The sequence below is a fragment of the Endozoicomonas sp. ALB115 genome (assembly GCF_049310245.1).
Taxonomy (GTDB): domain Bacteria; phylum Pseudomonadota; class Gammaproteobacteria; order Pseudomonadales; family Endozoicomonadaceae; genus Endozoicomonas.
The window spans coordinates 24,493-49,329 of sequence record NZ_JBLYZG010000010.1 but is presented as its reverse complement, the minus strand read 5'-3'; the positions used below and the strand labels follow the sequence as shown (position 1 = coordinate 49,329).

Below are 24,837 nucleotides of genomic sequence, written 5' to 3'. Positions count from 1 at the left end.
TCGTTAAGTTTGGCAATTCGTCATAAAGCTTGTCAATATTTTAATCAGTAAAATTGACAAGCCTAAAAAGCCTCCTATGTTTGATACTAAGGTATCTGTGTAGGGGGCTTTTTTTTGTGAGTCGGAGATTTCAACCAAAAGATAAGCACGGCAGAGTAATTAAAATGTCGGCTGTGAACTCTAACTGGATGTTCGCAAGCAGAAAGAATAACAATGTGCTGTTCCTTCAGACTGAAGATGAATATAAGTTCTGTCATTTTCTGGAGTTTGATACGCGAATTCAGAGTTACATTTCACAGCCGCCAAGGATAATGTACCACATAGATCAGGAGAGTCATGAATACACAGCCGATTTTTTTGCTTATACATTTTCAGATGGAGAATGGTATTTTGAAGTGAAAACTGATTCTTTTGATATAAATGCCCATAAGAGTGATAAAGAGAAATATGGATCTATTGAATACGATTTAAAGAAGCAAGGTTTTAATTTTTTAATTATTGATGAGTTTCTTGAAAAGAACCGCGTGCTTTATCAAAATATGTTGCAATTTAAAAGCTATCGAAAATCAGATATTGATGAGCAGTATATGAATCTATTTAAAAATATCTTCTCTGGGTATGAAGGAAATTTCGTAAGGTTAAAAGAACTTCTGAAAATAGCATGTAGATTGACTGGTAACGAACCAGAGGTTGTAAACTATCATGCATATACATTAATTAGTAAGGGGATTATAGAGTTTGATGTTCATAAAATGTTTTCCACAAATATGTATGTGAGGTTCGCAGATGAAGGTAACACTAACATCTGGAATGCAGTTTCATTATAATGATCGGCTGTGTGAAGTTATTTCATGGAATAGCAGAATAGTTCTAACTTTAGATGTACTCTCTAAGACAGAGATCAGGATTTCTGAAATAGAGCTTTTAGAAGGCATTGAAAATGGAAGTATTAAATTAATTAATGAAGAAACTGTTGGAAATGAAAGGCTTCAGTCTAAGAGTAAAGATTTAAATTCATATGATAAAACAGAAAAGGAAAGGGCAGAGTATCGACATAAATTTATAAAAGGTTTAGAAGAAGAAGGAGTTTTTTCTATTTCTCCTAAAACTCAAGTGATAATCGATAGCATAGCGGAGAATAATAATCTGAATCCACCCTCTTGGAGGTCTGTGAGTCGTTGGAGAAAAGAGTATATAAAAAATGGAAGATCTATAAGGGGGTTGATTGATCATCTGGATAACTGTGGTAGCTATGAAAGAAAAAGGGGCAAACTGCAAGAGTTGATTGATGAAGTTATTAAAGAGGTTTATTTGACTAAGGAAAGGATTAGCTTGAGTGAAACTCATCGACAATTAGAAACAGCGATAAAGGAGTACAATAAACAGAATGATGATGATATTCCGGTTCCATCTTATTCAACAATGCAGAGAGAAATTAAGAAAATTCCTCCTTATGAAATAAAAGAAAAGAGGGAAGGAGTAAGACAGGCCAAAGAAGAGTTCAGGGTTACTAAATTTCATGCACCCCCAAAGCGTGTGTTACAAAGAGCGGAAGCAGATCATACAACCTTGGATTATTTTTTGCTTGATGATGAAACCCTTCTACCACTTGGGAGACCTTATATAACAGTGATTATTGATAAATACTCAAGAGTGCCACTAGGTGTCTGTATCTCATTTTATGAGGGGAGTTATCTAACTGTTGCCAAAGCGCTTAAAAGTGCACTTTTGCCAAAAACATATTTAAAATCACAGTTTCAAAATATAAAAAATAGCTTTCCATATTTCGGTAAGATGGATGAGCTTACAGTTGATAATGCCAGGGAATTTTGGTCTGAAGACTTAAAGTTTGCCTGTCTTGATCTTGATATAAATCTTCATTATGCAAGAGTGAAAAAAGGGTGGGAAAAAGGCAGTATCGAAAATTTCTTTAGACGACAAAATGCAAGACTTATTGAGAATATAAAAGGTAAAACATTTTCCAGTATTTTCAAAAAACAAGAATATGATCCTGAAAAAGAAGCAATTATGACCTTTAATGAGTTTCTTTCAGTATTCTATAAATGGCTGGTTGATATCTATCCTTATGAAGAAATTAGGATCAGTAATGGTCGAGTACTTGTTCCGCATAAAGCTTGGGTTAGTAGTATTAATGAAGTTCCCAGAGAGATTTTTTCTAAAGATAGTCTGGATATAATTCTTGGAAAAACAGAAGAGCGTATGCTGAAAGTTGGCGGTGTTCAGATAGATTATCTTAAATATGATTCAAGAGAGTTATCTGAATATAGAGCAAGATATCAAAATAATGAAAATGTACTGATTAAATACAATCCTGAAGATATGGGTTGTATATATGTGCTTAATAAGTTTAGTGGTGAATATTTTTCTGTTCCTGCAATTGATATTGAATATGCTGGAGGGTTGACTTACTGGCAGCATAAAGTGATTAGGCGTTATGCAAATGACTTTATGAAACTTTCAAATAAAGAGGGTGAGAATTTACACGCAGCAAAGGTGGAGCTAAATAAATTAGTAAAGACCCTTGTTGATGGTAAGAGTAAAAAAGCCGCTTCAAAAGCTATAGCAAAATATAGAGGAATATCAACAAAAGAAGGTGCTTCTGTCAATGAAAGTAGTCGTAGAAAAGATCATCAAGACTTGGAGTCTCTATCAACTCAGACAATGGGGAAGCGTAAGCTAAGGAACTTTGATGATGAGTAGCAAAAATAATAAAATATACGGAAAGATTTATAATGAATATTTTATTTGGCATGAATCAGCTAAAGGAGTCAAAGAGTTATTGCAATTCTGCTTCGATAGCTTTGATGGAGCTACTGAACCTACATGCTTTTTGCTTATCGGTGACAGTGGTCTAGGAAAGTCACTGGTTGCAGAATTGTTTCATAAATCTTATCCTGACTATGAAGAAGATTTAGGTGACAGAATTAATTCAATTAAACCTATTGTACGTTTTTCTCTTCCTTCCCATGCTAAAAGATACGAAGCAATTCGAGCCTTTTTAAAGGCTATAGGTGATCCTCGTTGGGATTCAAGTGATTCATTTGATCTCAAAAATGCGCGTCTTATAGATTATCTTAGAGACACCTGTAAGACTAGGATGATTATCATTGATGAGTTTCATCATTTAACACAGGCAATGAGCAGTGCTGAAATTGTTTTTACTGCTGATTGGTTGAAGCTTCTAATAAAGGAAACTAAGATCCCGATCGTTGGTATTGGTATGCCTTGGGCGCAACGTATCCAAAGTAATAATCAGCAAATGGGGACAATATTTACAATGGTCGAAGAGTTGTTTCCTTTTAAAATAAGTGATGAAGATAGTCTTGAAATATACTGCAGTTTTTTAAATACATTATCCTCAAGATTGAAAAAAGAATTTTCAATAGATGCTGGTTGTTTAATTGAGCCAGAAGTGTTGTTTCCATTATTTATATCGAGTAATGGCTGCCCCAAGCTAATCATGAAGCTAATTGCTCATGCGTCATCATTATCCGAAGTGAGGATTTTAAATGTAAAAACATTTTATAATCTATATAGGTTTCATTTTGGTTCTTCTAAGCCAAATCCATTCGTGCCTGAATATAAGGATATGAAAGCTGTTCAGATTGAATCAAGCCCAGATTGGGATAAGTCTAAGAAGAAGATAGTTCTACCAAACTCCAGAGAGTTGAGTGTACGAGACATCTTTACCTTAGGTCGATCAGCAGGTTTTTTTTGATTGTTTTTTTATGTTGGTATTTAAGTGGATAGAGAAATTGGTTGTTCGCCATTCTTAAGCAGGCCTAAAGTCTTCCCAGATGAAACACTAGAAAGCTATTTGATAAGAGTTGCAAGATCAAATAGTATTTCGCTGAGAAGTTTGATTAGATTCATATGCTTAGGTATCGATGGCGTAGCAGATAGTTCTGTCCCTGGATTTGATGAATTTAATCTGTTTCATGCTAATTTGCACCCCGAGATTCGTTATAGAGGTGTTGATCGGCTGGCAGCCAGAGTTGGCATTACAAGTCAATCGCTACGAGATATAACCTTGAGCAGATCGATAACCAAGTGCTCAAATAATCTATCAAACTTTATTTACCAAAATGTAAAAATACCAAATACTCTGTATCGAAGGTATTTCGTTCCGGTTTGCCCTGCCTGTTTGGCTGAAAGTGGATATATACGGCAGTATTGGCACGTATCTGTCAATATAATCTGTCCGACACATAAAGTTTTTTTAATTGATAAGTGTCCAAAGTGTGGGGTCTCTATTTCTTATATAAAAAGCAGGAGCATCTCTAACTGTTCGTGTGGGTTTGATTTGAAAAAAGCCACTTCAACCTCTCTATCTATAAATCTTGAATATGATTTGTTACTTGAAACCTCGAGTTTAATTGCGCACGCTTTTAATAAAGGTATTGTATTTGAATCAGAAAAATTATCCTGCCTGGGTAGTAATGTATTTCATCTGTTCTGCTTTGCGCTTTTTTACTTTCGCTATATTGATGATGGCAATTCTATTAGCGAATATGGTGTTGACTCAGATAAGATACTAGCCTTTCATGATTTTCTACGCGACTGGCCAGTTGCTTATAAAGACTTCTTGGAAAATAAAGTGATAAAAGGTTTACGGCTGTTGGTTAAGCCGGCATATAAAACAGGATTCAATAAGGTATTCGGAAGACTAATACAAGAAGTTCAAAATCTTCCAGATAATTGTTTGAAACACAACGCAGTCCTCAGAGAAACTCTAGAATTTTTTCAGAAAGTATGTGCGAGTGAGAAAGAAACTAAAAGCCGTCACGCAGTGTCAAACTTACTGCTTACAAAACAGGAGACTGCATTGATCTTGCAGGTGAGTACAAACACAGTTGCTCAACTGACGGCCCAAGGTCGCTTATTGGCTTCACAAAAAAAGCTCGAAGCCTATGTTCCTTTGTATCCACTAAGTCAGGTTTTTGCAATTTTGCTAACTCGCTACAAGAACAAAGAGCTTGAGTAAACTATCATACTAGCTACCTATAAATTATCTGTAATGTTTAAATGGTATGGTTAGCAGTAAAAGTGATAAATTTTTGACATCAATATTGGCTATTCCTAATGATGTAACCGGGAAAGAAAAGAAATTCTTTACTCAAATAATCAACCAGTCAGCCAAGTATAAACCCAAAACATCAGGTGCAGGCACTGCCTTACAAGCTGCAAAGAAATTGTTAAAAGACAGTCATTTCATCACTGAAACCTGCAAAGCCTTGAGGGGGTTTTTAACCCACAACCCTAAAATATTCGATGCAAAAGTAAAAGCTCGAGTATTTTTACCAGAATCCAATTTTGTAAAAGATACTCCTTACATTTACAGCGACTCGGTTAAATATCACCACCAGTATGACTGGGCTGGCAATGCCAAATACATGCCAAAGAGGTACTTCCTCTGTACTGAGTTCATTCATAACGGTAGACAAACAACTCTTTATCATGAATTCATTAAGGAGTCGTCTGATCTTATTGGTATTCTGACAGGAATGGGGCTCACCAAAGCTCATCATGAGCTTATCAAAAGCTCTTGTCAGATTCATAGAGATCATGCTTTTCCAGACTCGGTGCCTCCCTATCAGGTTCAGGTGCTTATTCCTTATACTTATGAAAATTTTAACACCGATTATATTTCTCTTTCGCCTGTATCGGCATCAAAGGTTCAGGCAGCAATTCATACCTTGTGCCTTAGCGATAATGGAAGATTAATTGGCCGAGCTTTCCATAATCCAACTCGCCCAGAAAATATTGGTGCATTCGCAGTCTCTACCGGTGGCAGTATTGGAGTTTTGGCGCCGGATATTAATTTACGATCAGAAGTAGCTTTAACCACATCTCAAATTATCAAAGAGCTGAGGAACAAAAACGACCTGTTTGACACATCTGGTCTGGATTTTAGCGATTTCCTGAAACTTAGAAAGAGGGCGGACTTTGCCTCTAACTGGTACATTCCCTCTCCGAAGTCACCGGAAAAGGCAGCCTTCCTCAATTTAATACACAAGAACATTGCAAGAATGTTTGCCAAGCTCGATCAGCTTAGATTCACCTATCAGATTGGAGACCTTCAGAAGGAAAATATCAAGGGATTAAATGCAACCCAGGTAAGCTATGTGGTTGAGGCGAAGCTTTCTGAGCAGGCGATGCAGCATATCTGGAAACAAGCGAATGCAGTTATTCAGAAATACATATCAGGAACCCGCTACAAGCAGCTTACTTATCACCCCACGCTTACCAGGTACATCAGCGAAAGTGTCCGGAACCATCTCAAGCCTTTGTTCAGAGGAAGTATTGAGTTAGCAAAGCCGGAGATCGTAACCGGTGAGAGCCCCGTAAGTAAAAACAATGAAGAGGCTTCCTTTCATGCGTCCACCGTTTATATGCTGATACCAAAATTGACGGTTATGCATGCTCATGCCGACAACTCTCCATACACCACTGGCCTACCTGCAATTACTGCTTTGGTTGGGTTTGCAGATCGGTTGTGCAGAAACATTAAAAGCCAATTCCAGTTTGAAATTAGCAATATAAAAGTGGCTTGGTTAATTCACAGTTTTCAGCGTGTAAAGGGTATCAAAAAGCATGAGCCAGCCCGCTGGAATGGTAAAACCAAAACAGCCCTGTCCGATGTCGTGAGTCTTAAGTTTTGTCATCTTACATTTGATTTAGTTCTGGAATGTTCTTCCGATTATGAACAACTAATCTCAGTCAGACATTTACTGGCAGAATGCCTCCCTGTTAAATTTGCCTCGGGCATGGTCAGTACTGCTGAAGAGGGTTTTGCCAGTGAATACCTTGCAGAATCATTCCAGATCTATCAGTCAACGCAAGAGTTGCTTTATGGGTTGCAGGTTGAAGGAACTCCCAGATGGATGGTCCTGGATTATTCGTCAAAATTTACACGAAAGTCTGATGATATTCTTGAAGATCTGGTAGATGCTTTTTCTGCATACAAGGACCTAGCCCCTGATAGGAGACAACTCACTTTTTCTGGCATTGGTTACAAACTGCTGGAAGAGCCTGTACAGCGTCTTGGTAGTCGTCTGGAGTACCATGCATACTGTGAGCCCGTCGTTGGAGTTCAGGAGCTTAGACTGATAACGGAAATCTCCTTCGAGGAGTTCCACCTATTACCCTTATTTTGGTCTTACAAGTCGGCAGGAAAAACAATTTTGTGCCAAGCTGAAAAACATTCTGTTATTGAGGTTCACGATGGCTGTTCCCCCTATTCCGACGATTCTGACTTATGAAAAGTCATCTGCCCCCTCACTCGGCTTGATGAGTGCCAGAACGTTTAAGGGTGAAGTGCTTCCTGTAGCAGTTGACATTCTAAATGGTCGCGGTGCGCAATCTACACATAGTGCCGGGCACGGGGAAGTGGATACCGAACTGGGGGAGTGGATGCCTCTGCGGATGGATATATGTCAACTACCCCATAACGCTGATAATTTAGTCATACAATTCCCCCTCAAATACTTGCCAAGATCTCTAACTCCACATTCTTGCAACAGTCCTGAATGGACAGAACTCCTAGAGGAGTTGAGTCAGGTTTATGGAGAAAAAAGGGGGTACTTGTATCAGGCGTACTGCCAAATAGATGCTCTTTTCCAAGGCCTGCCATTCTGGCGCAATAATCAGGAAAGTGATGCTATGACACTGAGCATCATTAATGTTAGCGACAAAGTATTCCCACCCTATGAATTCCGTGGCCTACCATGCGCAGCTGATCAGCTGACAGGGACGAATAAACTTCAGTTTGACTCACTAATTAGAAACATTGAAAAGGCTCTGATTGGTGAACGAAGATTGCTTCGCCTTTTTATAACTGCGGCACTTGAGATTGGACGACTAGAAGAGGTCCATCCAAGTGAGGAATTTATAGAAAAGTTGCCTGAAGCTAAAAAAGAGTTTCTCCATCGACGTGGTAAATACCAGAAATCTCGGCACTACGCCTTTTACAGGTTGGGTGATATTCGTCAGGCCATGTTACACCCAACAAAGATTGGCGCTGGATTGCGGTGGGATCGTTGGAACAAACTCGGGGTAGACATTCCGGTAAGTGTTTACGGCCTGGACAGTAAATCCCACAGGGCTATACGAGGGCGTGGAACCAAGCAGGACTTCTATTCGTTGATTAGTAACATAAAGGATCATATATTGACCCTTAAAAAATTTAGCGGTGATATATTCAGTAAAGAATCAATACTGGAACTAGGCGATATTCACTTTTGTATGGCTAACTTGATTAAAGGAGGTGTTTATAACCGCGAAAGTTCTAAAAACAAGAAAAAAGATAAATCAGATAAGACTCAAATTGATTTAACTAATCCATGAGATTGTACTTTATGAATCATCTGTTGTTTAAAATTATTACTGAAGATGCTGATCCACAGTTCTTGCTGAGCTATATCTTGCAAGAATCGCATCCTGTAATTGCTCATTATGGTAACAACCAAATAGGTACTCTATTTCCTGAATGGAATGTTGATGACCCAGGCCGCTCGATTGCTTTCTATGGTGATTCGACTGTTCTTAATAAAATAATGGAACGCGAGTATTTTAGAGATATGCTTGATGGTGAGATCCTGGAATCAAAGCTTCTGGAAGTTGATCCAGAAAATGCCCAGAAAGCCATATTTTTAAGGAACCAGAGGATCACGAGTAATTCACCCAAAGGCCAGCAACGCAAGGTTAAACGTATAATACGCAGACAGATTGACCGTGGTGAAATTAGTAGCCCAGCTGAGTATAAGCCGAGGAGTGACCAGCATCAGACAGAAGTCCAAGATATTTTCTTCCATCTGTTTTTTCCAGACAGCATGAGTACGGGGCAAAATATGCCTCTTTGTATTCAAATGGTGCCGGTTGATGAGAGTGAAGAACTTGAAGGTTTGCAGACTTTCGATCATTACGGGTTTAGTACTCTTCAGGAGCACAGGGCTTCAGTGCCTCTAATCAAACCAATATTTTGAGAGGGTATGCATGTGGTATTTTTCTTTATTATTTTCAATGAGTTGTTTTTTGATCAGGAACTATGAAGAAAAAGGGTATTTCTTTTAAGTTGGGGGTAAGCCTTATTCTTTCAATGGGCTATAGTATTTTTTCTCTACCTCACTGCCGCATACGCAGCTGAAAATTAGCACATCACAATAAGGATGATCGATAACTGCCTCACTGCCGCATACGCAGCCATATAAGCTTCTATCATTAAAACTAAGGAATCCAAAACAGGTCAGCATGGATGCTGCTACTTTCAAGGCCAAAATCCAACAAGCTTGAAAGTCTCCGAGGATATATTCTCCGACTTTCTCAGGCGAACAGTTACCATACAACCCAGTACGTACTGGAGATGGCCGATCTCTGGACTGGCAGAAATTATGACACGGCCAGTAAATACGTTCTGGGTGATGCGGATCTCAGCAAACTGGCAAAAATCACCAATATGCCTTTGCAGGATTTGGAGTCATTGCGCTATGGCTTGAATGATCAAAAACAGTCAATTATCCACAATCATCACATAGCCAATGAGCATTTAAGACTCGACTACCCTCGAATTTGCCCCATATGCCTTGAATCCAATAATATGGCTCTTGCAGTCTGGGATATTCCGGCTTTAACTGTTTGCCCTACGCACCATATTCACCTTTTTGACCACTGCCCAGAATGCGATACCCGCCTTAGATGGAATCGCCCTGGAATTCACCAGTGTCACAATTGTGAATGCGACTATCGTCATTACACTGGTGATAAAATTCTACTAAAGGAATACCGACTTTCAAGATTCATCTATCAGCTCTGTATGAATAAAGAAGTCAACAACCGCTTAATTCCAGAAGTGCTGAGGAATCATAGTTTGGCTGAAGTTTTGGAGATGGTCAGTGCTCTGGCTACTTTTGACTATCAGTTGCTTGATGATGCTGAAAAAAGCCGAAAGTTTCTCTCGTTGAAGTCTGCCCCTAATTATCAGCTCCATGAGCACTATAGCAATGCCATGAGCTACCTCGATAACTGGCCTCATAACTTCTGCCAGTTGCTGAGTGACAGTCGAAAAGTACGGCGAGATAAGGGAGCAAATGACGGAATCAGCAAAGAGATAGGAGCTCCTTTTTATCTGATTAATGCAAACCAGGAAAGGGCTATTTACCAGCCTCTTTGGGAGGCATATAACGCGTACCGTAAGCAGTCTATCAGACAGACGATGGAAGACCTCAAGCAAAAACGCATCAATGCAGATCAGGTTGCAGTTAGAGTTGCAGCTAAAGAGCTTGATGTTCGGCCTGAACAGCTCCAGCGCTTCTGTAAGCGCCTGAAGATCCCTTTAAAAAGCACAAATAGCAACATAAAACTAATCTCAAGAAAGCACCTCCCAGCTCTAAAGGAGTTACTGGAAAAACTACTGACCATTTCTGAGTCATCAGAAAAGTTGGGCATAACCGTTTACCAGCTACGAGGAATGATTCGTAAAGGTGGCATTATTCCATTCCGTGGTCCGACAGTAGACAAATCTAGGGGCTGGTATTTTGAACCAGAAGCCATCGATACTCTTCTCCATGAAATTAATAAACGATGTCTGTTTAAAGGGTATAAACGAACTCATTGCCTGAGTTTACAACAAAGCATCGAACAGCTTTCATATCACAGAATAGGTTTGCCAGAAATTGTGGACGCTATTTTGAGTGACCAGTTACAGCCAGCTTCTGCCAGTAAAGCACCTGTCTTGGGAGATCTACTGTTTTCTGAGGCGGAAGTAAGAGCTTTACGTCCCTCGATTCAGTCGTCATCTAAGTATTGGCAACCGCTAGATATCCAGAAACACCTTGGCTGTAATAAAGACATCGTTTATGGGTTACTTAATGATGACCACTTGCCTATGGAAAAAATTCATCTACCTGGTAGATCTCGGCCTGTCGTAGCCTGTAAAAAATCAGCAGTAATTGCCTTTAAAGATAAGTTCTATCTTCTCCGAACCTTAAGCCAGCAAACGGGTATTGTCAGTGAAAAATTAAGGAAGCTGCTCAAAACCAAAAAAATCAACCCCGTTTCAGGGCCAACAGTTGATAATGGCTACTGCCACTTTTATCGAAAAAACAAAACTATCAAAAAGGCTCTGAAGGAGCTGATACCTGGTTGAACTCTTCTATCGCTATGATTATCATGCTCGCAAGTCTTTATCACAGGCAACACTGTCTGATAGCTGCATTAATGCCCAAGACTTCAAACGAAGCTCAGGCAAGGCTGGCCGCCTTTGCAGTTAGTTACAAGGGATACCCTGTAAGGTGATAATAAATTTTAGAATGGTTCCCAGAAGGGACTATTCTGCTCGAAAACGGTGGGCCATAACCTCTTTCGGGCATTGAATTTATTAGTGTCCTTATGCCTGTCAAAAATATTGTTCGCACTGCCCCTGCCCAACGTCACTATAAAGAAATCTCCTACGAATCTCAGGCCGCCAGCTGGCTTGTATCTGATGGCTGGGAAGTTTTCCTGCCAATGATCGACCACGATATGAAAACCGACTTACTGGTGGCGGATAAACACAATTTTTATCGTATTCAGGTCAAATCTCTGGATACCAATCAGGAAGATATCATCGTTGAGAATAAGTGGGGAGATGCTGATCTGGATTACATCATCTATTTTTCCCGTCGCTCCCCTTGGGGGTATCTGGCTCGGCCATTCCAGCAAAAAAGAAAACGACTGAACTCCAAAGACCATATTCGCTTTCATCAGGATCGAAAGCCATTCCTTAAAGCTTTTGAGCGTATTTAAAAATAAAAACCGGGTGTTCTCCTCAACAGAAGAATACCCGGTTTCGCCCACCCCAATCCCTATTGGTAGAGAGCCTTTCGAAACCAGTTCTGAACACAGAACCTTCATCTAGCCAAACGATATGGCAAACTCCTGCTACCCCTTCAAATTGGCCTATTTCAAGGCGTTACCGGCGGCATAACGACGGACTGCGTCGGTCGAGTATACGGCACGTCATTCAAGACAGGTAACAATGGTATGTCTGAGTGCCTGTCAGACGGGTTTTGAGCCTTCAGCTCTTGGCTTTGGGTTTCTTTGAATTATATCAAAATGCTGCAAATTTTCTGACCCCTTTTATAGGAAAACCTGCTTCAATTAGAGCCTTTTTCAATAAGAACAGAACAACCCCCAAGTCATGCAGTCGGATATTAATAACTTCTTTCATCCCTTCTACGAGCTTTTCTGTCCTGGCAATCAGATCATCGGTGGTCTTCAATTCATCCAGATCAGTCAACCAACGACCCGCCTCATCATTGCTTCCACCAATTAAAATGTCAGGGAAGCTGGCAATTTTTGGGACCTTCACACCACTTTCACTGAACTGCTGCCTACGCCTGTTTTCCGTCTTAGATTGTTCACCAGAAAGCGTGCGCCGGTATTGTCTCGCCAGTATGAATCCTCCCCTACCCATGTTATGTAATAGCCAGCGATGAGTTGAAACCTTTCTGATTTTTTTATGAACAATTAACTCGCACTGAAAGGTAAATCGGAAAATGATGGGGGCATCAACCTGGAAAAGTTCTTCCCTTTTTTCTAACACCAATTCGGCAGGAAGTCTTACTTCCTCTCCGATTCCCGCCTTGATCAAGGTTCTCAGCTCTATGGAAGAAATATGAGATGAATTATCAGGGAGCGGGATATCCATTTTTTTCAGATAGTTGATCAAGTTTTGATCGACTTCATAATACTTTTCAGCATGACAATACACATGGCAGGAGCCATTTCGTAGCCGGTCGCCATACTCATCAAGCAGAAACTGAATTTGGTTTTCTTTTGCCTTAGTCTTACCGGTAGCCCATCCACTAACCACACTTTGTGTTACACGGGCTTTTTTCGCAATCTCTGTCTGGGTCCAACCATCTTCAAGAGCCATCCGTATCAGCTTTTTGGTTTGCCGGAATGGTTTATTCTTCTTTTTGGCCTGTGTCATCGGTACTGCTCCTGAAGAAATGGCGTCAGGTTATTTTACTGAGCCTGACGCCACAGGTTCCTACTTTTTCTTTTCAGTCTGATTAGGATTCATCTGCTTGCCACGATTCCCCTGATTCTTGTCATAGGTTGTGTTAGTACCAGAAGTACCTTTGTTGGCATTTACCATGTCAGCTTCGTGGTTTGCTTGCTTACTCATAACAGTTACCTGCCTTTGGTTTGTGGTGCCGGAATGGCCCGGTAAATGTTAGAGATTGCAGAAAATCACGCTACTGATATATCCATGATAAAAAGCTGATAATTACTGATATTTTGTAACTGCACATCAGCTGATACTTATTTGTGCTCATAGAGACCCTCTAAACCTGGCAAATCGAAGAATTCTGACGGGCTACCACCCTTAACTTCATCTCTTGAGTTGAATCTCTGTAGGCTCGTCAACAAGTAGCAAGCCTTTCTGGCTCGAGTGATCCCCACGTAATGCAGATTTTTATCCTCTTCCAAATCAACATAAACAGCTGGCGTATTCCAGCCATCTTGAGGCCTTTTGAGAGGAAAAGACCACTCATAAAGGTCGAGGTGAAAGACAACATCAAACTCAAGTCCTTTGGCCTTGTGTAGAGTCATAATCTGCACTTCGTCTTTGTTGACCGGGTAGAATTTTGCAAGAAGCTCCGGGTTACCCAACACAACTTGTAAAGTATCAGCAACGCTACGGGAGATAGGCTCAGGAAACATCTCTGTGGTTACTGAGTGTATTGCAGAACATAGTTCTTCATCTTCGCAGCTCCTGACATTTTTGATCAGTTGCCTTAGGGACGTGGACTTAGCTTTGCTGGACACCTCCATCAGATTTTCTGAAATAACTCCTTCCGCGGTTAACTGTTTATCAAAGCGGTAGTGTAAAAGGTTAATGCATAACTTTGCATGCTCATCACCAATATCCGACAATGGGTCATCTTCATGGACTCGATGCAGAACAGTCATCCCTTCGGCAACTTTTCGTAAGCTTCTCTTGGCTCTGACCAGAATGGCTATATCTGAGTTATGAGTGATATCTAACCTTTCTTTTATATTCGGTATAGATTCAGAAATAGTTCTGCCGAGATCAATGACAGTACCTCTTCGGCTTGCGCGGTAAACTCGCAGATCATCAGCAGGAGCGAGTTCACATTCTGGTCGTATCACCCTTCGCGCATAGTTTGAAATAGATGGATGACAGCGATGATTTATCAAAATGGGGAAGGTTTCAAAATCATTACTATCTATCAGCCGCCTGATGAACTCTTTGTTCCCATCCCGAAACCCGTAGATAGCTTGATCCTCATCTCCAACAGCAATACCCGTTAACCCCAAAGACACCAGCTTCAGAAATAGCTCGTGCTGAGGCTGTGAAGAGTCCTGATACTCATCTATAAAAACAGTTTTATATCTTGCCGTGATATATCTGGTACACGCAGGAGAATGATCAAGAATATGACAAGCAAGGGCTCCAGTAGCAGCCATGGGAATTTTGCCTGAGTGATACCACTGTTTCAGAATATTTTCATAATCCTGAAAATGCTCAGTTGCCCAGTCCCATCCACCAAAGTCAGCTTTTTCTTCATCACTCATTTTTAGGACAGGTTTAACTTCGCACTCAGCCCTCCCCCATAGGTGACTTGCAAACGGGAAAATAATCTCTTTCAGACAGAAGCTATCAATGGTGCCGAAGAAGCTTTGCCTGGTGTCGAAGGCATTTTTTTTACACCGTTTCTTTAACTCCTCGCTGGCTTTCACCGTAAAGGTTATACCGATAACTCCTTGGTAAGGCTTGAGTTCCGGAACAATTCTGCGAATTTTCTCAACAACAACGGTCGTTTTACCACTTCCCGGACAGGCTGTGATAACCATGTTGCCATCATGTTCTATTGCTTCCAGCTGCTCTTCAGTGAAAGTAAGGTCACTCATCACCAGTAGCCCCCTCCGCAACCTTGTTCAGACAGAACAAAAGTGGCTTTGCCAACTCCCCGCTGCGGATGCTTTCCAAGGCCTCACCATACTGCCCCAGAAACTTTCTCATCCTTATGGCTTTTTGTTTCTGGAGATATTTCACAGCAGCAGAAATATCAGTCAGCTCCTTATTTGCGAATGTACAAAGCTCATTAGGTAACTCAAGAGAGAGGTCGTACTCCAAGTCTTGTTTTGATAGGTATATACCCAAAGCGTTCACGCTTCCTGACACAGTACCCCAAGTGTCATCACTCACAAGGGAGTGAGATGTTGTCTCTTTTGGTCTATGAGGTAGCTTCTCAATCCCTGCAACTTCATAACAACGATTAACACCAGCAAGCTGTCTTAACTCTACTTTTTTTACCGTAATCTTTGAAACATCATTATCCGTCCGCATGGCCCATGGGATACCCATGGCATTCAATATTTTGGTATACACCTCAAACTGAACACCATCCACAGCAAGAATGGATATGTTGTAAAAGTCCAGATCAATATCAAGCTTTTCTGCCAGCGTACTATAAAACAGCACCTCCGATGGCCCCTCAACGAGCAGAACTGCACTGGCAAAGAAAGCTTCTGCAGGAAGAATGCTCATCCGGTAACCCATGTTATCCCAGGCGGTACTGATACAGTCTGAACAACCCTCACTGGCAGCCCGAGTTGCGCCATCTTCATTAAGCAAGCGGATAATCGAATCCGGGCTGTATTTAGCAGTTATCTGTGGGGAGTGGGATGTAATGATAGATTGGCCAGGAAGCGAGGTGTTCAGGTACTGAGCCAGTTTACGCTGTTGGTGGGGGTGAAGATGCGCTTCAGGTTCTTCTACAACATAGAAGGTCACCTGGCTGTTATGATCATGTTCGCGTTCGCTCTTACTCTTCCAAAGTGCCAGCAAAATCTGGTTATTACGCCCATCACCACCCAACATTACCTGCGAGCCGTTGGTGTTCGCACCCAGTTCAAGTTTTTCGATGAACTGATTTACCTGGATAGCGCCGGAGTCCAGCTGAACCCTGTAATCCGCATGGTGGTGAGCAAGCTCTTTCAGCTCATCGTTAACCTGGCGGGTTGCATTGGCTACATATTTCAGTTGGCTCACATCAGCATTAATCACTCCCAGTGATCTGGTGATAGCTGCAAGCTTGTCTGTATCATGCGCCTTTTCTTCATCACTCAAGCTCTCTTGCGCAAACTTCAGCAAGTGGCGTTTTTCTCTCTGGATAAACTTCTGCAAATCTCGTTGTGAGTGAACGTATTTCAGGTTGATATGCTTCAGATAGAACCGGCTGTCTATCTCTTCCAAGTCAGCCAGTGAGTGCCCCATATAGAGTTTAAAGCTTGATCCGTTTCGTTGCCCAACGTGCCGGAAAAAGGTTTCACCTTCGTCGCTGACATGCCCTTTCAGCACAGAAAGAACAGCATCCTCCTCAACCTTTGAAAAAGCGATGGTGATCTCAAAGGTATCAGCCTGATTACCATCCTTATCGATATGAAAATCCAGCTCAGTCGGCTCGATATCCATATCGGAAAGGCTTTTATCCAGCAGCATGCGCAGTGCATGCATCAGGTTGCTTTTCCCAACATCATTACCGCCAATGACCAGGGTGTTCTGGGCAAATTTGATGGTGGCATCGTTGAAATTACGGAATCCCTTCAGGATGACCTGATCAATGTTCATCGGTCTTATTGCTCGCTATTACTGACAGAAGAGTGGTGGTTTGCTTGGGGTGAGGTGGGCTAATTGCCCACCTGGTATTGGGTAAATCGGTTCAGGCTTTGGCAGTCTTTCTGCCTCGGGTTGCTTTTTTGGTGGCTTTTTCCAGCAGTTCAGCTTCGACGCGGGCCTCGGCGATTTTTTGTAGCAGAACTTCGGCGGACTCACCCCCTTCCTGCTGATCAACCAGTTCGCCCCGGAAGGCTTTTGCCAGTATGCTTTGGCTCAGGTTATCCACCTGTGCTTTGGCGTTTTTGAGGTTGGATTCAAGAACATCGGCAAGTGCAAAGTATTCAGAGACTTTCTTTACAATTTCTTCTTGCTCCGGAATGGGAGGCAGTGGAACCAAAGCTTCTCGGCATTGCGTCAAAGAAATATTTATTTGCCCGACAATGCCTTTGGTCTCATGCATTACATCTCTGACAAGATCTCCCTCGCATAGGAAATAATATAAGTATGTGTTCAGCAACTTCTTCGGATTTACCCTAAATGAGGTGATCGCTTGATTTATGTGCCATTTAGGGTGCTGATCAGAAACAATCGCAATTTTTCCAAGTGGAGGACCAACAATATTCATCAGAATATCACCGGGAATCGTAGCAGAACGGTCAGACTTCTCACTTACTTCAAGCGTTATATATTGTGGGCGATAAGCAAAATCAATCTTTTGATCAACTATGTTGTATACCTTGAGAAAAGGTACGGTGCCGCCTTGCTCAAAAGGGTTATTTCTGGGTGTAGACCCACTTTGCACACGTAGACATGCCTTTTCTGCAGGTTCAATAGTCCAGCTACAAGGTATTTTTTTACCATAGACAGTTTGGTATTCATTAGAGCTACGCCACTCTTCTGTTAACTGCCCAGTCACAGCTGCCGCCAGAACTGATTGCCGAAACTGTTTGATGATTGTAGGCAGTTGGTCAAGCCGGGCCTGAGTTGTGGCAACTTGTCCCAGTAAGTCTTCCAGCTTCTCAACAATCCGTTCTTGCTCAGCAAGACATGGAAGATAGACTTCATGTCTACGAATAACTGCTTGTGAAATATTTGGTTGCGCTCCACCTTTGCTTTTATCAATGAACCGCTGCTTTTCGTTATTTAGTAAGTAATATAAAAATTTTGATGACGTAACTCCCGCAAGTGGCTGCCCAACAGCGCATGCCTGATTAGTCGCTGCCTTGATACCCAGAATGGATGTTTTACCTATGGTGGCTCCATACATAGCGATAGCCACAGCCCCTTTGTTGAAAAATTTGGCGCTGGAGTTCTCCAAACCTGACTGAGTGATTGTTTCAGAAGATGTAGAAAGCCACTTGGGGCCTAAATCACCTGTTTTAATCCAGGGAATATCTCCACCATAATAAGTATCTACAGTTCTTTTGGGAGTGCCGCCAGCCCCCCAAATGGCAATATTTTCGAGCGTGGTTTTTATCCATCCTTTAGGAAGCTTCTCCATCGTTAAACTCCCTCTACTTCACCGTTTGCGGAAATAGCTTCTAATTCCTCACGAGGCGCAAGATCAAACTCACTGGCCAGAGTGTTAATCAACTTATCAGAAGCTTCCTTGGCTCCCAATGCCAGCATCAGGTTGTTGATCTCCTGCAGGGCTTCCACCATTTCAGTCATTGCCTTTTCCGCCAGAATTTCCGGCTTTCCGAGAGTGGCAGCATCAGTAATGGAACGGTCTTTCAACCAGGAAATATCCAAGGAGTCTGACTTTACCGTGCTGATATAATCCCGATCAAATTTACGCCAGCGGGCATTGGCTACCACTTGCTCGTTTTCATTTGGTGCATGGGTTGAACCGGGCACATGGTAAACACCATCTGAGCGCGAGCTCTGACCGTTTTTATCCACACCAAACACCTCCTCAAACGGCTTCAGGTGCTGCTCTGTGAAAGGTGTTCGCTTACCAAAAGAATTCATATTGGTACGCAGATCAAACACCCAAGTCTCTTTGGTGCAACCTATATCCTGATTTGGATTGTCTGGCGTCCCTTTCTGGAAGAAGATCACGTTGGTTTTCACGCCGGCCGCATAGAAAATACCGGTCGGCAGTCGCAGGATGGTATGCACATTGCATTTGTCCATCATATCTTTACGGATGGATGTACCCATCCCTCCCTCAAACAGCACGTTATCCGGCACAACCACCGCTGCTCGACCACCGGGCTCCAAATTGTTGTAGATATGCTGCATAAAGCAGAGCTGTTTGTTATTGGTCTGGTGAACAAACTTACGGGTGATATTACTGCCAGAAGCACTGCCAAAGGGTGGGTTAGTCAAAATCAGATCAGCCGCAGGTAAACTTTCACCGGTGGCACCCAGGCTGTTGCCGAGTTTGATAATACCTTCGCCTTCGCCTTCAATATCGTGAAGCAGACAGTTCATCAGTGCTAAACGGCGGGTTCCGGGCACTAATTCAACGCCAACAAACGCCTTGGTGCGCTGGAACTCCTGAACATCATCGTCCAGGTCTTCAAGATCATTGGTGTTGTTCTTGATGTAGCGATCCGCTTCAATCAGGAAACCTGCGGTACCGGCAGCAGGGTCCTGCACAATTTCACGCGCTTCCGGCTGCATGAGCCGTACCATGGATTTGATCAGTGCCCGTGGCGTAAAGTACTGGCCAGCGCCAGACTTGGTTTCGTTGGCGTTTTTCTGCAACAAACCTTCATACATATCGCCGAAGTCATCACGGGCAGCGGTTTCGTCTTCATTGTACCAGTCCAGGGCATCCATGGCGGAGACCAGCTTGGTGAGGTTTTTGGCCTGGGTAATGCTGGTATTCACATTCTGGAAGATGGCTCGTACCACAGAGTGATGATCATCGCCCAGCTGAACCAGCATATTGCGATAGAACTGGTGCTGATCCTGCCCTTTCTTTTCCAGGAGGTTTTTCCAGCGGAAACCATCGGGAAGCAGATCCTCTTCCAGTCCGGTTTCTTCACACATTTTCAGAAATAGGAGTGTGGCAAGCTCATTCACGTAGTTCTGGTAAGAGACGCCGCCATCTCTCAAGTCATCACATAACTTCCAGAGCTTGGAGACCAGGTCGTTTTTGTTCATACAGAATTCTCAAAACGGTGAGAAAGCTGGAGTACCCAGCTTCCATGATGAAAGGATATTGGCTCTATTGTATGGGAATCAGGCCAGTTCATCCCACATATAGTCACTGAACTTATCCAGAACTTCGGTGAGCTTACCTTCGAATGCGGCATCAACCTTGCGTTTACCGCCTCTGCGACGGTAGTTGCCAATCTTAAAGGTATCGTCGTCTATCACCACGGACTCTTTCAGGGTTTTCGCCAGACGGTCCAGCCACTCCTGCTGAACAGGACTCCACTGATTTTCATTCTTGATTTTGACAAGGGCATGGTCAATGCGCTCATCAAAGGGTTTGAGTGCATCACCAACGGCAGCCTGACGGATATGGCCAATCAAACGGGCGGCAATGTCCTGATCTGTTTTTGCCTTCCAGGCAACCCGGAGGCTGGATTCATCGAAGTACTCTTTGTCGAACCACTCGACCAAGTCCAGTAGCTCCCTGCGAGTGAGATCCCTTGGACGGTTGGCAATGGTCTGGAGCGCAACATGTTTGTTGAGATTGCCTTTTACGAAGCTGTCAAAGGCTTCAAGAAAGTCTTCGGCTTTATCAAACAGGCCAAATTCCCGGCGGACATCAATAACCTGGTCCGGAATATCGGTAAAGATCGGTTCATCACGGAGATCGTTGATCAACTCCTTTAGGTTCTCCAGGCGTTCTACCATTCCTGGGTCTTTCTCAAAGATTTCAGCGGCCAGTTGCGGGCCTTTTTCTTTCAATACCCGACCGAAACTATTGAAGTCACACCCGGCAATGCCTGTCAGCACATCGTCAAAGCGTTTGATGCTCTTATCCACCTCGGTGGATTTGATCCGGTTAAACTGGGCCAGCCCAATGATGCGCTGAATTTTACTGATTAGTTGCTCATGGCTGTGCTCGGCAAAACTGCGACCATCCGCTTCCTGAACTTTGTAAGTTTCGGAATCAGTAATCTCATTGACCAGTTCTCTCAAGGATACCTTGGGCCGGATGACCACGGGCTTCATGGTATCAACCGGTTCCAGTGTTTCGTAGAGATTAACCGCATCAAAGATTCTGAATGATGTTTTTCCTATTTCTGGACAGAGGCGGGTTGCCCGGCCTTTCATCTGCTCATAGAGAATCCGGCTTTTCACTTTTCGTAAAAAGACCAGGTTACAGATGCTAGGTACATCGATCCCAGTGGTGAGCAAATCCACCGTCACAACAATGTTAGGCAGGCGCTCTTTATCAAAGCGGGTGATCAGGCTCTGCAGACGCTTTGGATTATCTTCACTCTCACCGGTGATTTTCAGGATGGCATCGCTTTCTAGCTCAGGGTATTTCTTTTTGAACGCCTCGCGCAGATCCTCAACCACCATATCGGCATGGCTGTTTTTAACGCAGAAAACCAACGTTTTCTGGGGGCTGGCAGGGTCAATATGATTAACCAGCTCTTCACAAACGGCCTTGTTAAAGGCTGGGGCTATGACCTTTCTGTTAAAATCTGCAACATCGAAGTTTTGCTCATCCTCCAGATCATCCAGAATCAGTTCTCCATTTTTGGTGATTCTCTGAACGGTTTCTCCTTTTTTCAGATTTATGCCATCTTCAGACAATGTGGTGACAATTTTAATCGGTGGTTCCTGATCGGTGAGGTAGCCATCAATGACAGCCTTCCGATAACTGTAGCGATAGACAGGCTCACCAAAGATATCCAGTGTATGCAATGCGGGGGTTGCTGTAAGACCGATTTTTACGGCATCAAAGTGATCAAGAATTCGCCGGTAGGAGGATATATAATCTTTCTGGTTACGGAAGACCTGTTCACCCTCCGTTTGCTCCTTATCCAGAATATAACCTCGGTGGGCTTCATCCACGATGATGGCGTCATAGCGTTCTGTCGGCATGAACTCATCGCTGAATAACGTACGCTTAACCAGTGACTGGACAGTGGCTACATGAATGGCCGTAGAGTCATCCGGGAATTTATCGGTCAGCTCTTTGATGTCAAAGATGGAGTTAAACGGCTCATCGTTGATACGGGTATCATCAAAGGAGTCGATGGCCTGCTCTCCAAGTGCGGTACGATCAACCAGGAAAAGAATACGGTTAAAGCGTCCGGACTGTATCAGCCGGTACATAATGGCTATGGCTGTTCGGGTTTTTCCTGTTCCCGTTGCCATAGCCAGGAGCATATTCTGCTGACCGCGCTCTATGGCTTTTTCCACCGCCAGAACAGCTTCTTCCTGAAAATAACGTAAGCCTAAACGATCCAGAGTATTGGTTTTTAGCCACTCATGTGCCTTTTCCGGGTCGCTTTTGAGTTTGCTGAGAAGCTCCTCTGGCTGATGCCACACAGGCAATGCCTTGGGATGATTTGTTTTTTTGCGAACATCCCGAAACCATATGCCGCTCTTGGTCTGCAACTGCCGCAGGTAAGGACGACCATTGGTCGAGTAGACAAACGGAATCTGGAAATATCTGCTACCTGATGAGTCGACCCAGACTGGCTGATTATCGGTAAAGTGATCGTTAATTAATGTCCGTGCGTCTTCATCTGCTGTCTCATCCAGCAAAGTTTGCTGAAGGAAATTGTGGTCAAAATTAAGGCTATAGTTCTCAGCCTGGTTCAGTTTGCCACTAACATCAGAGTTCTGCTTCTTTGCCTCCACAACAGCAACCGGTTGTAGGCCGACAAAGAGAATGTAATCTGCCCAGCCACCATCAGCAGTAGGCCATTCAGCGATAGCACGGTTTTTACCTGGCTCTGGACGGACACCTTTTGCGAAAGTGAATTTTTGCGTATCGGCTTCCCAACCGGCCTGACGAAGTTGGTCATCTATCAGGAACCGGGTTTCTTTTTCGCTCAGATCAAGACTGCGTTTGGCAGCCCGTTCCGTCATCTCTTTCTTGTATTCTTTCCGCTGGCGTTCAGTTTTCTTGGCCAGCTCTGCATCTTTCTGTTTGAGCTGAGCTTCCAGTGCTTCAATACGGGATTTTGTCTGCTCTTCAGTCTCTTCCTGCTTACTTTCCAGAATGGAAATATAGCCCTGTAAGGCGATTAGCTGATTCTCTTTGGAAGCCAGTTCGTCCGCAGTTTCGGTTTTGAAACCTTGAGCCTTACGAAGCTCCTCTTTCAGATTCAGAACTTCTTTTTGCAGTACTTCACCCGATTGGCTTGTAGGTACAACAAATACAGGTGCGACAAAGTCGGTCTCTTTTTTCAGCAGCCGGTAATACCAGACCGCCAAGCGATAAGCGAGACGCAGACAGTTCTCAGCATCACCCAGATCATCATGAAACTTATGAACTGCCTCGTTGCCCAGCTTACGGAGTTTATGAAATACCGAGATAATGGACTCATCGACCCAGGCAATCTTTGCCAGCTCTCGAAGCAGCTCATGCTGGTTATCGGAAATATCAACACAGAGTAACTTTGCCAGATGTTTGGCACTCGCCTCCCCAAACATGCGCAGTTTGACCATGGTTGTGTTTGGATCGTCGGGGTAATTTCGTTCTGCGGCTAAAGCAAGCCGGTAGAGAATGTCGTTGACGCCTATCAAGAACTGAAAGTTACTGGTTTCCATGGACAACGCTTTCATGTGGCAAATGGGCTGATAAACGACGAGTATTTCATATTGATGTGGCGTTTAGAAGTTGTGATTTAAGCGGGGAAAGCGTGGCTTTGGTAGCTTCTACCTCTTTAACCTTGATATATTGGCTCGGTCTGATTGCGTTTATAGAGAGCCTCGCGAATGGCAGTGACGAGTACCCTTCAACAGGGAAGTGCAGACAGTACCTCTCAGAAAATCTATTGGAGTGAAGAACTTCAACGGCTGGAAATTGACTGGACAGAAACCCTTGGTTACCCCTGCAAGCTGATTGTGAGTAGCTGGGAAAATGGTATTGAGTGGTGGTCAGAACTGGAAGATGAAACTCATCGTCCCGTATTGTTTGCGGAACCAGGCTTGAACTTTCTGGCAGAGACCGACAGCCCGGCGATCAAGCAGTGGCAATCGACTGTCCCAGAGCATTTACTCCGCGCTTTACAGCCTTTTCGCCTGTGGAACTTTTCATTATTGCAAATGGCCTTTCAGTGGCAGGAAATGAAGGACTTGCTTGTTTCCAACCCTGCACTGGTTTGGTTGGCAAGAGAGTATATGGATTCCCATGAGGTGTCTTTTGGAAAGTTTCGAGAGCTATTAAATCGCAAGCAGCATCAAATACTGGAGGCTATCGGGTTAACGGGAACAAAATCGGCAATACGTTCTCTTCGCCGCCTGCAGGTTGAGAGTTATAGCCCGCGCATGGCAGAGCTGGTGAGACAGCTTTGGCGTCAACCATCACTGGTTGCGCGATTTAATCATCAACAGAAAATTGACCGCCCATTTATGCGACTGGTACAGAGATTACCTTGGGTTGCCGGCAGGCCTCTGGCTAAAACTCTGGATACCATTGACTGTCGATGGCAATACGAAGAACTGATTCAACTGGCCATGGATGCCTGCAGTATGTCCCGGCACGATCCGGATATAGAGGAAAGACTGGCCTGTGCCCGGAGTTTTGCGGCCGTCGAAAACATTCATAATCAGGTAGTAGAAGTATTCAATGCGGATCATCAGGGACACTTAGCCAGAAGCATGGCCCTTACCGACGACAATGGTGAGCTGCTACCATTTCACTCTCCACCTCACCCCGGTACGGCAGATATTCAGCCAATACTCACGCCTCAGGCTTTGTCGAATGAAGGGAAGAGAATGAACCACTGCGTTGGCAGCTATATCCGCCAGGTTCAGGATGGTGAGTATTTTGTCTATCACATGGAGTCACCGCAGCCACTGACTATTGGGGTTCGGGTCAGGTTGGGGCGCATTATTAGTTATGACCAGATTAAAGGGATTTGTAATGTGCAGCCAGATGTGGTGGCCAAGGATAAGGTTCTGGCCTGGGTAAAGGATGCGGTAACCGTAAGTAATGCTTTATTCAAGGAAAATAGTGGCTGACTTACGTACATTTTTATGAGGGCTAAAAGTGATTTTTGCCCTTTGTCAATAAAAGCTGAAAGGCTGTCTTG

General features: G+C 43.2%; 17 protein-coding genes. 10 read left to right on the top strand and 7 right to left on the bottom strand.

Annotated elements, in window-relative coordinates; translation table 11 throughout:
* The first annotated feature begins 311 nt into the window (after positions 1 to 311).
* The 9 genes from ACO6VE_RS06775 to ACO6VE_RS06735 all read left to right on the top strand — a co-directional run bounded on the left by ACO6VE_RS06775 (position 312) and on the right by ACO6VE_RS06735 (position 11,802).
* On the top strand, positions 312 to 827 hold the full coding sequence (locus ACO6VE_RS06775) for a hypothetical protein (protein ID WP_422460483.1): 516 nt from the start codon (positions 312 to 314) through the stop codon (positions 825 to 827).
* Positions 787 to 2,721 carry a Mu transposase C-terminal domain-containing protein gene (locus ACO6VE_RS06770; RefSeq protein WP_422460481.1) on the top strand — a complete coding sequence of 645 codons (1,935 nt, stop codon included), beginning with the start codon at positions 787 to 789 and terminating at the stop codon, positions 2,719 to 2,721. The genes ACO6VE_RS06775 and ACO6VE_RS06770 overlap by 41 nt, the downstream gene beginning before the upstream one ends.
* Positions 2,711 to 3,739 carry a TniB family NTP-binding protein gene (locus ACO6VE_RS06765; protein ID WP_422460479.1) on the top strand — a complete coding sequence of 343 codons (1,029 nt, stop codon included), beginning with the start codon at positions 2,711 to 2,713 and terminating at the stop codon, positions 3,737 to 3,739. The genes ACO6VE_RS06770 and ACO6VE_RS06765 overlap by 11 nt, the downstream gene beginning before the upstream one ends.
* 24 nt (positions 3,740 to 3,763) lie before the next feature.
* Positions 3,764 to 5,005 carry a TniQ family protein gene (locus tag ACO6VE_RS06760; protein ID WP_269672723.1) on the top strand — a complete coding sequence of 414 codons (1,242 nt, stop codon included), beginning with the start codon at positions 3,764 to 3,766 and terminating at the stop codon, positions 5,003 to 5,005.
* A 46-nt stretch (positions 5,006 to 5,051) separates the two neighbouring features.
* Positions 5,052 to 7,283, top strand: a complete 2,232-nt coding sequence (locus tag ACO6VE_RS06755) for a type I-F CRISPR-associated protein Csy2 (RefSeq protein ID WP_422460476.1) — start codon at positions 5,052 to 5,054, stop codon at positions 7,281 to 7,283.
* The gene (locus tag ACO6VE_RS06750) at positions 7,246 to 8,367 is read left to right on the top strand and encodes a type I-F CRISPR-associated protein Cas7f/Csy3 (protein WP_422460475.1); all 1,122 of its coding nucleotides are present in this window, start codon (positions 7,246 to 7,248) and stop codon (positions 8,365 to 8,367) included. The genes ACO6VE_RS06755 and ACO6VE_RS06750 overlap by 38 nt, the downstream gene beginning before the upstream one ends.
* Positions 8,368 to 8,378: 11 nt before the next feature.
* Positions 8,379 to 9,005 (top strand): type I-F CRISPR-associated endoribonuclease Cas6/Csy4, encoded by a 627-nt coding sequence (cas6f, locus tag ACO6VE_RS06745; RefSeq protein ID WP_422460473.1) that lies wholly within the window; start codon positions 8,379 to 8,381, stop codon positions 9,003 to 9,005.
* Between the two features lie 269 nt (positions 9,006 to 9,274).
* Positions 9,275 to 11,164: a TniQ family protein gene (locus ACO6VE_RS06740; protein WP_422460471.1), complete on the top strand. Its 1,890-nt coding sequence runs from the start codon at positions 9,275 to 9,277 to the stop codon at positions 11,162 to 11,164.
* Positions 11,165 to 11,406: 242 nt separating this feature from the next.
* Entirely contained in the window at positions 11,407 to 11,802 is a 396-nt protein-coding gene (locus ACO6VE_RS06735) for a group I intron-associated PD-(D/E)XK endonuclease (RefSeq protein ID WP_422460469.1), read from the top strand.
* Positions 11,803 to 12,106: 304 nt separating this feature from the next.
* Here the strand turns inward: ACO6VE_RS06735 and ACO6VE_RS06730 are convergent, their stop codons facing one another.
* The 7 genes from ACO6VE_RS06730 to hsdR all read right to left on the bottom strand — a co-directional run bounded on the left by ACO6VE_RS06730 (position 12,107) and on the right by hsdR (position 23,350).
* Positions 12,107 to 12,991, bottom strand: a complete 885-nt coding sequence (locus ACO6VE_RS06730) for a helix-turn-helix domain-containing protein (protein WP_422460467.1) — start codon at positions 12,989 to 12,991, stop codon at positions 12,107 to 12,109.
* A 60-nt stretch (positions 12,992 to 13,051) separates the two neighbouring features.
* Positions 13,052 to 13,189: an alpha-amylase gene (locus ACO6VE_RS06725; protein ID WP_269672715.1), complete on the bottom strand. Its 138-nt coding sequence runs from the start codon at positions 13,187 to 13,189 to the stop codon at positions 13,052 to 13,054.
* A 137-nt stretch (positions 13,190 to 13,326) separates the two neighbouring features.
* Positions 13,327 to 14,940 carry a UvrD-helicase domain-containing protein gene (locus ACO6VE_RS06720; protein WP_422460464.1) on the bottom strand — a complete coding sequence of 538 codons (1,614 nt, stop codon included), beginning with the start codon at positions 14,938 to 14,940 and terminating at the stop codon, positions 13,327 to 13,329.
* Entirely contained in the window at positions 14,933 to 16,663 is a 1,731-nt protein-coding gene (locus tag ACO6VE_RS06715; protein WP_422460462.1) for an ATP-dependent nuclease, read from the bottom strand. The genes ACO6VE_RS06720 and ACO6VE_RS06715 overlap by 8 nt, the downstream gene beginning before the upstream one ends.
* 91 nt (positions 16,664 to 16,754) lie before the next feature.
* Positions 16,755 to 18,152 carry a restriction endonuclease subunit S gene (locus ACO6VE_RS06710; RefSeq protein ID WP_422460460.1) on the bottom strand — a complete coding sequence of 466 codons (1,398 nt, stop codon included), beginning with the start codon at positions 18,150 to 18,152 and terminating at the stop codon, positions 16,755 to 16,757.
* A 2-nt stretch (positions 18,153 to 18,154) separates the two neighbouring features.
* Positions 18,155 to 19,765, bottom strand: a complete 1,611-nt coding sequence (locus ACO6VE_RS06705) for an N-6 DNA methylase (protein ID WP_422460458.1) — start codon at positions 19,763 to 19,765, stop codon at positions 18,155 to 18,157.
* 78 nt (positions 19,766 to 19,843) lie between these two features.
* On the bottom strand, positions 19,844 to 23,350 hold the full coding sequence (gene hsdR / locus ACO6VE_RS06700) for a type I restriction-modification system endonuclease (protein ID WP_422460456.1): 3,507 nt from the start codon (positions 23,348 to 23,350) through the stop codon (positions 19,844 to 19,846).
* 168 nt (positions 23,351 to 23,518) lie between these two features.
* Here hsdR and ACO6VE_RS06695 point away from each other — a divergent pair, with 168 nt between their 5' ends.
* Positions 23,519 to 24,766, top strand: a complete 1,248-nt coding sequence (locus tag ACO6VE_RS06695) for a PcfJ domain-containing protein (protein ID WP_422460454.1) — start codon at positions 23,519 to 23,521, stop codon at positions 24,764 to 24,766.
* Positions 24,767 to 24,837: the final 71 nt, after the last annotated feature.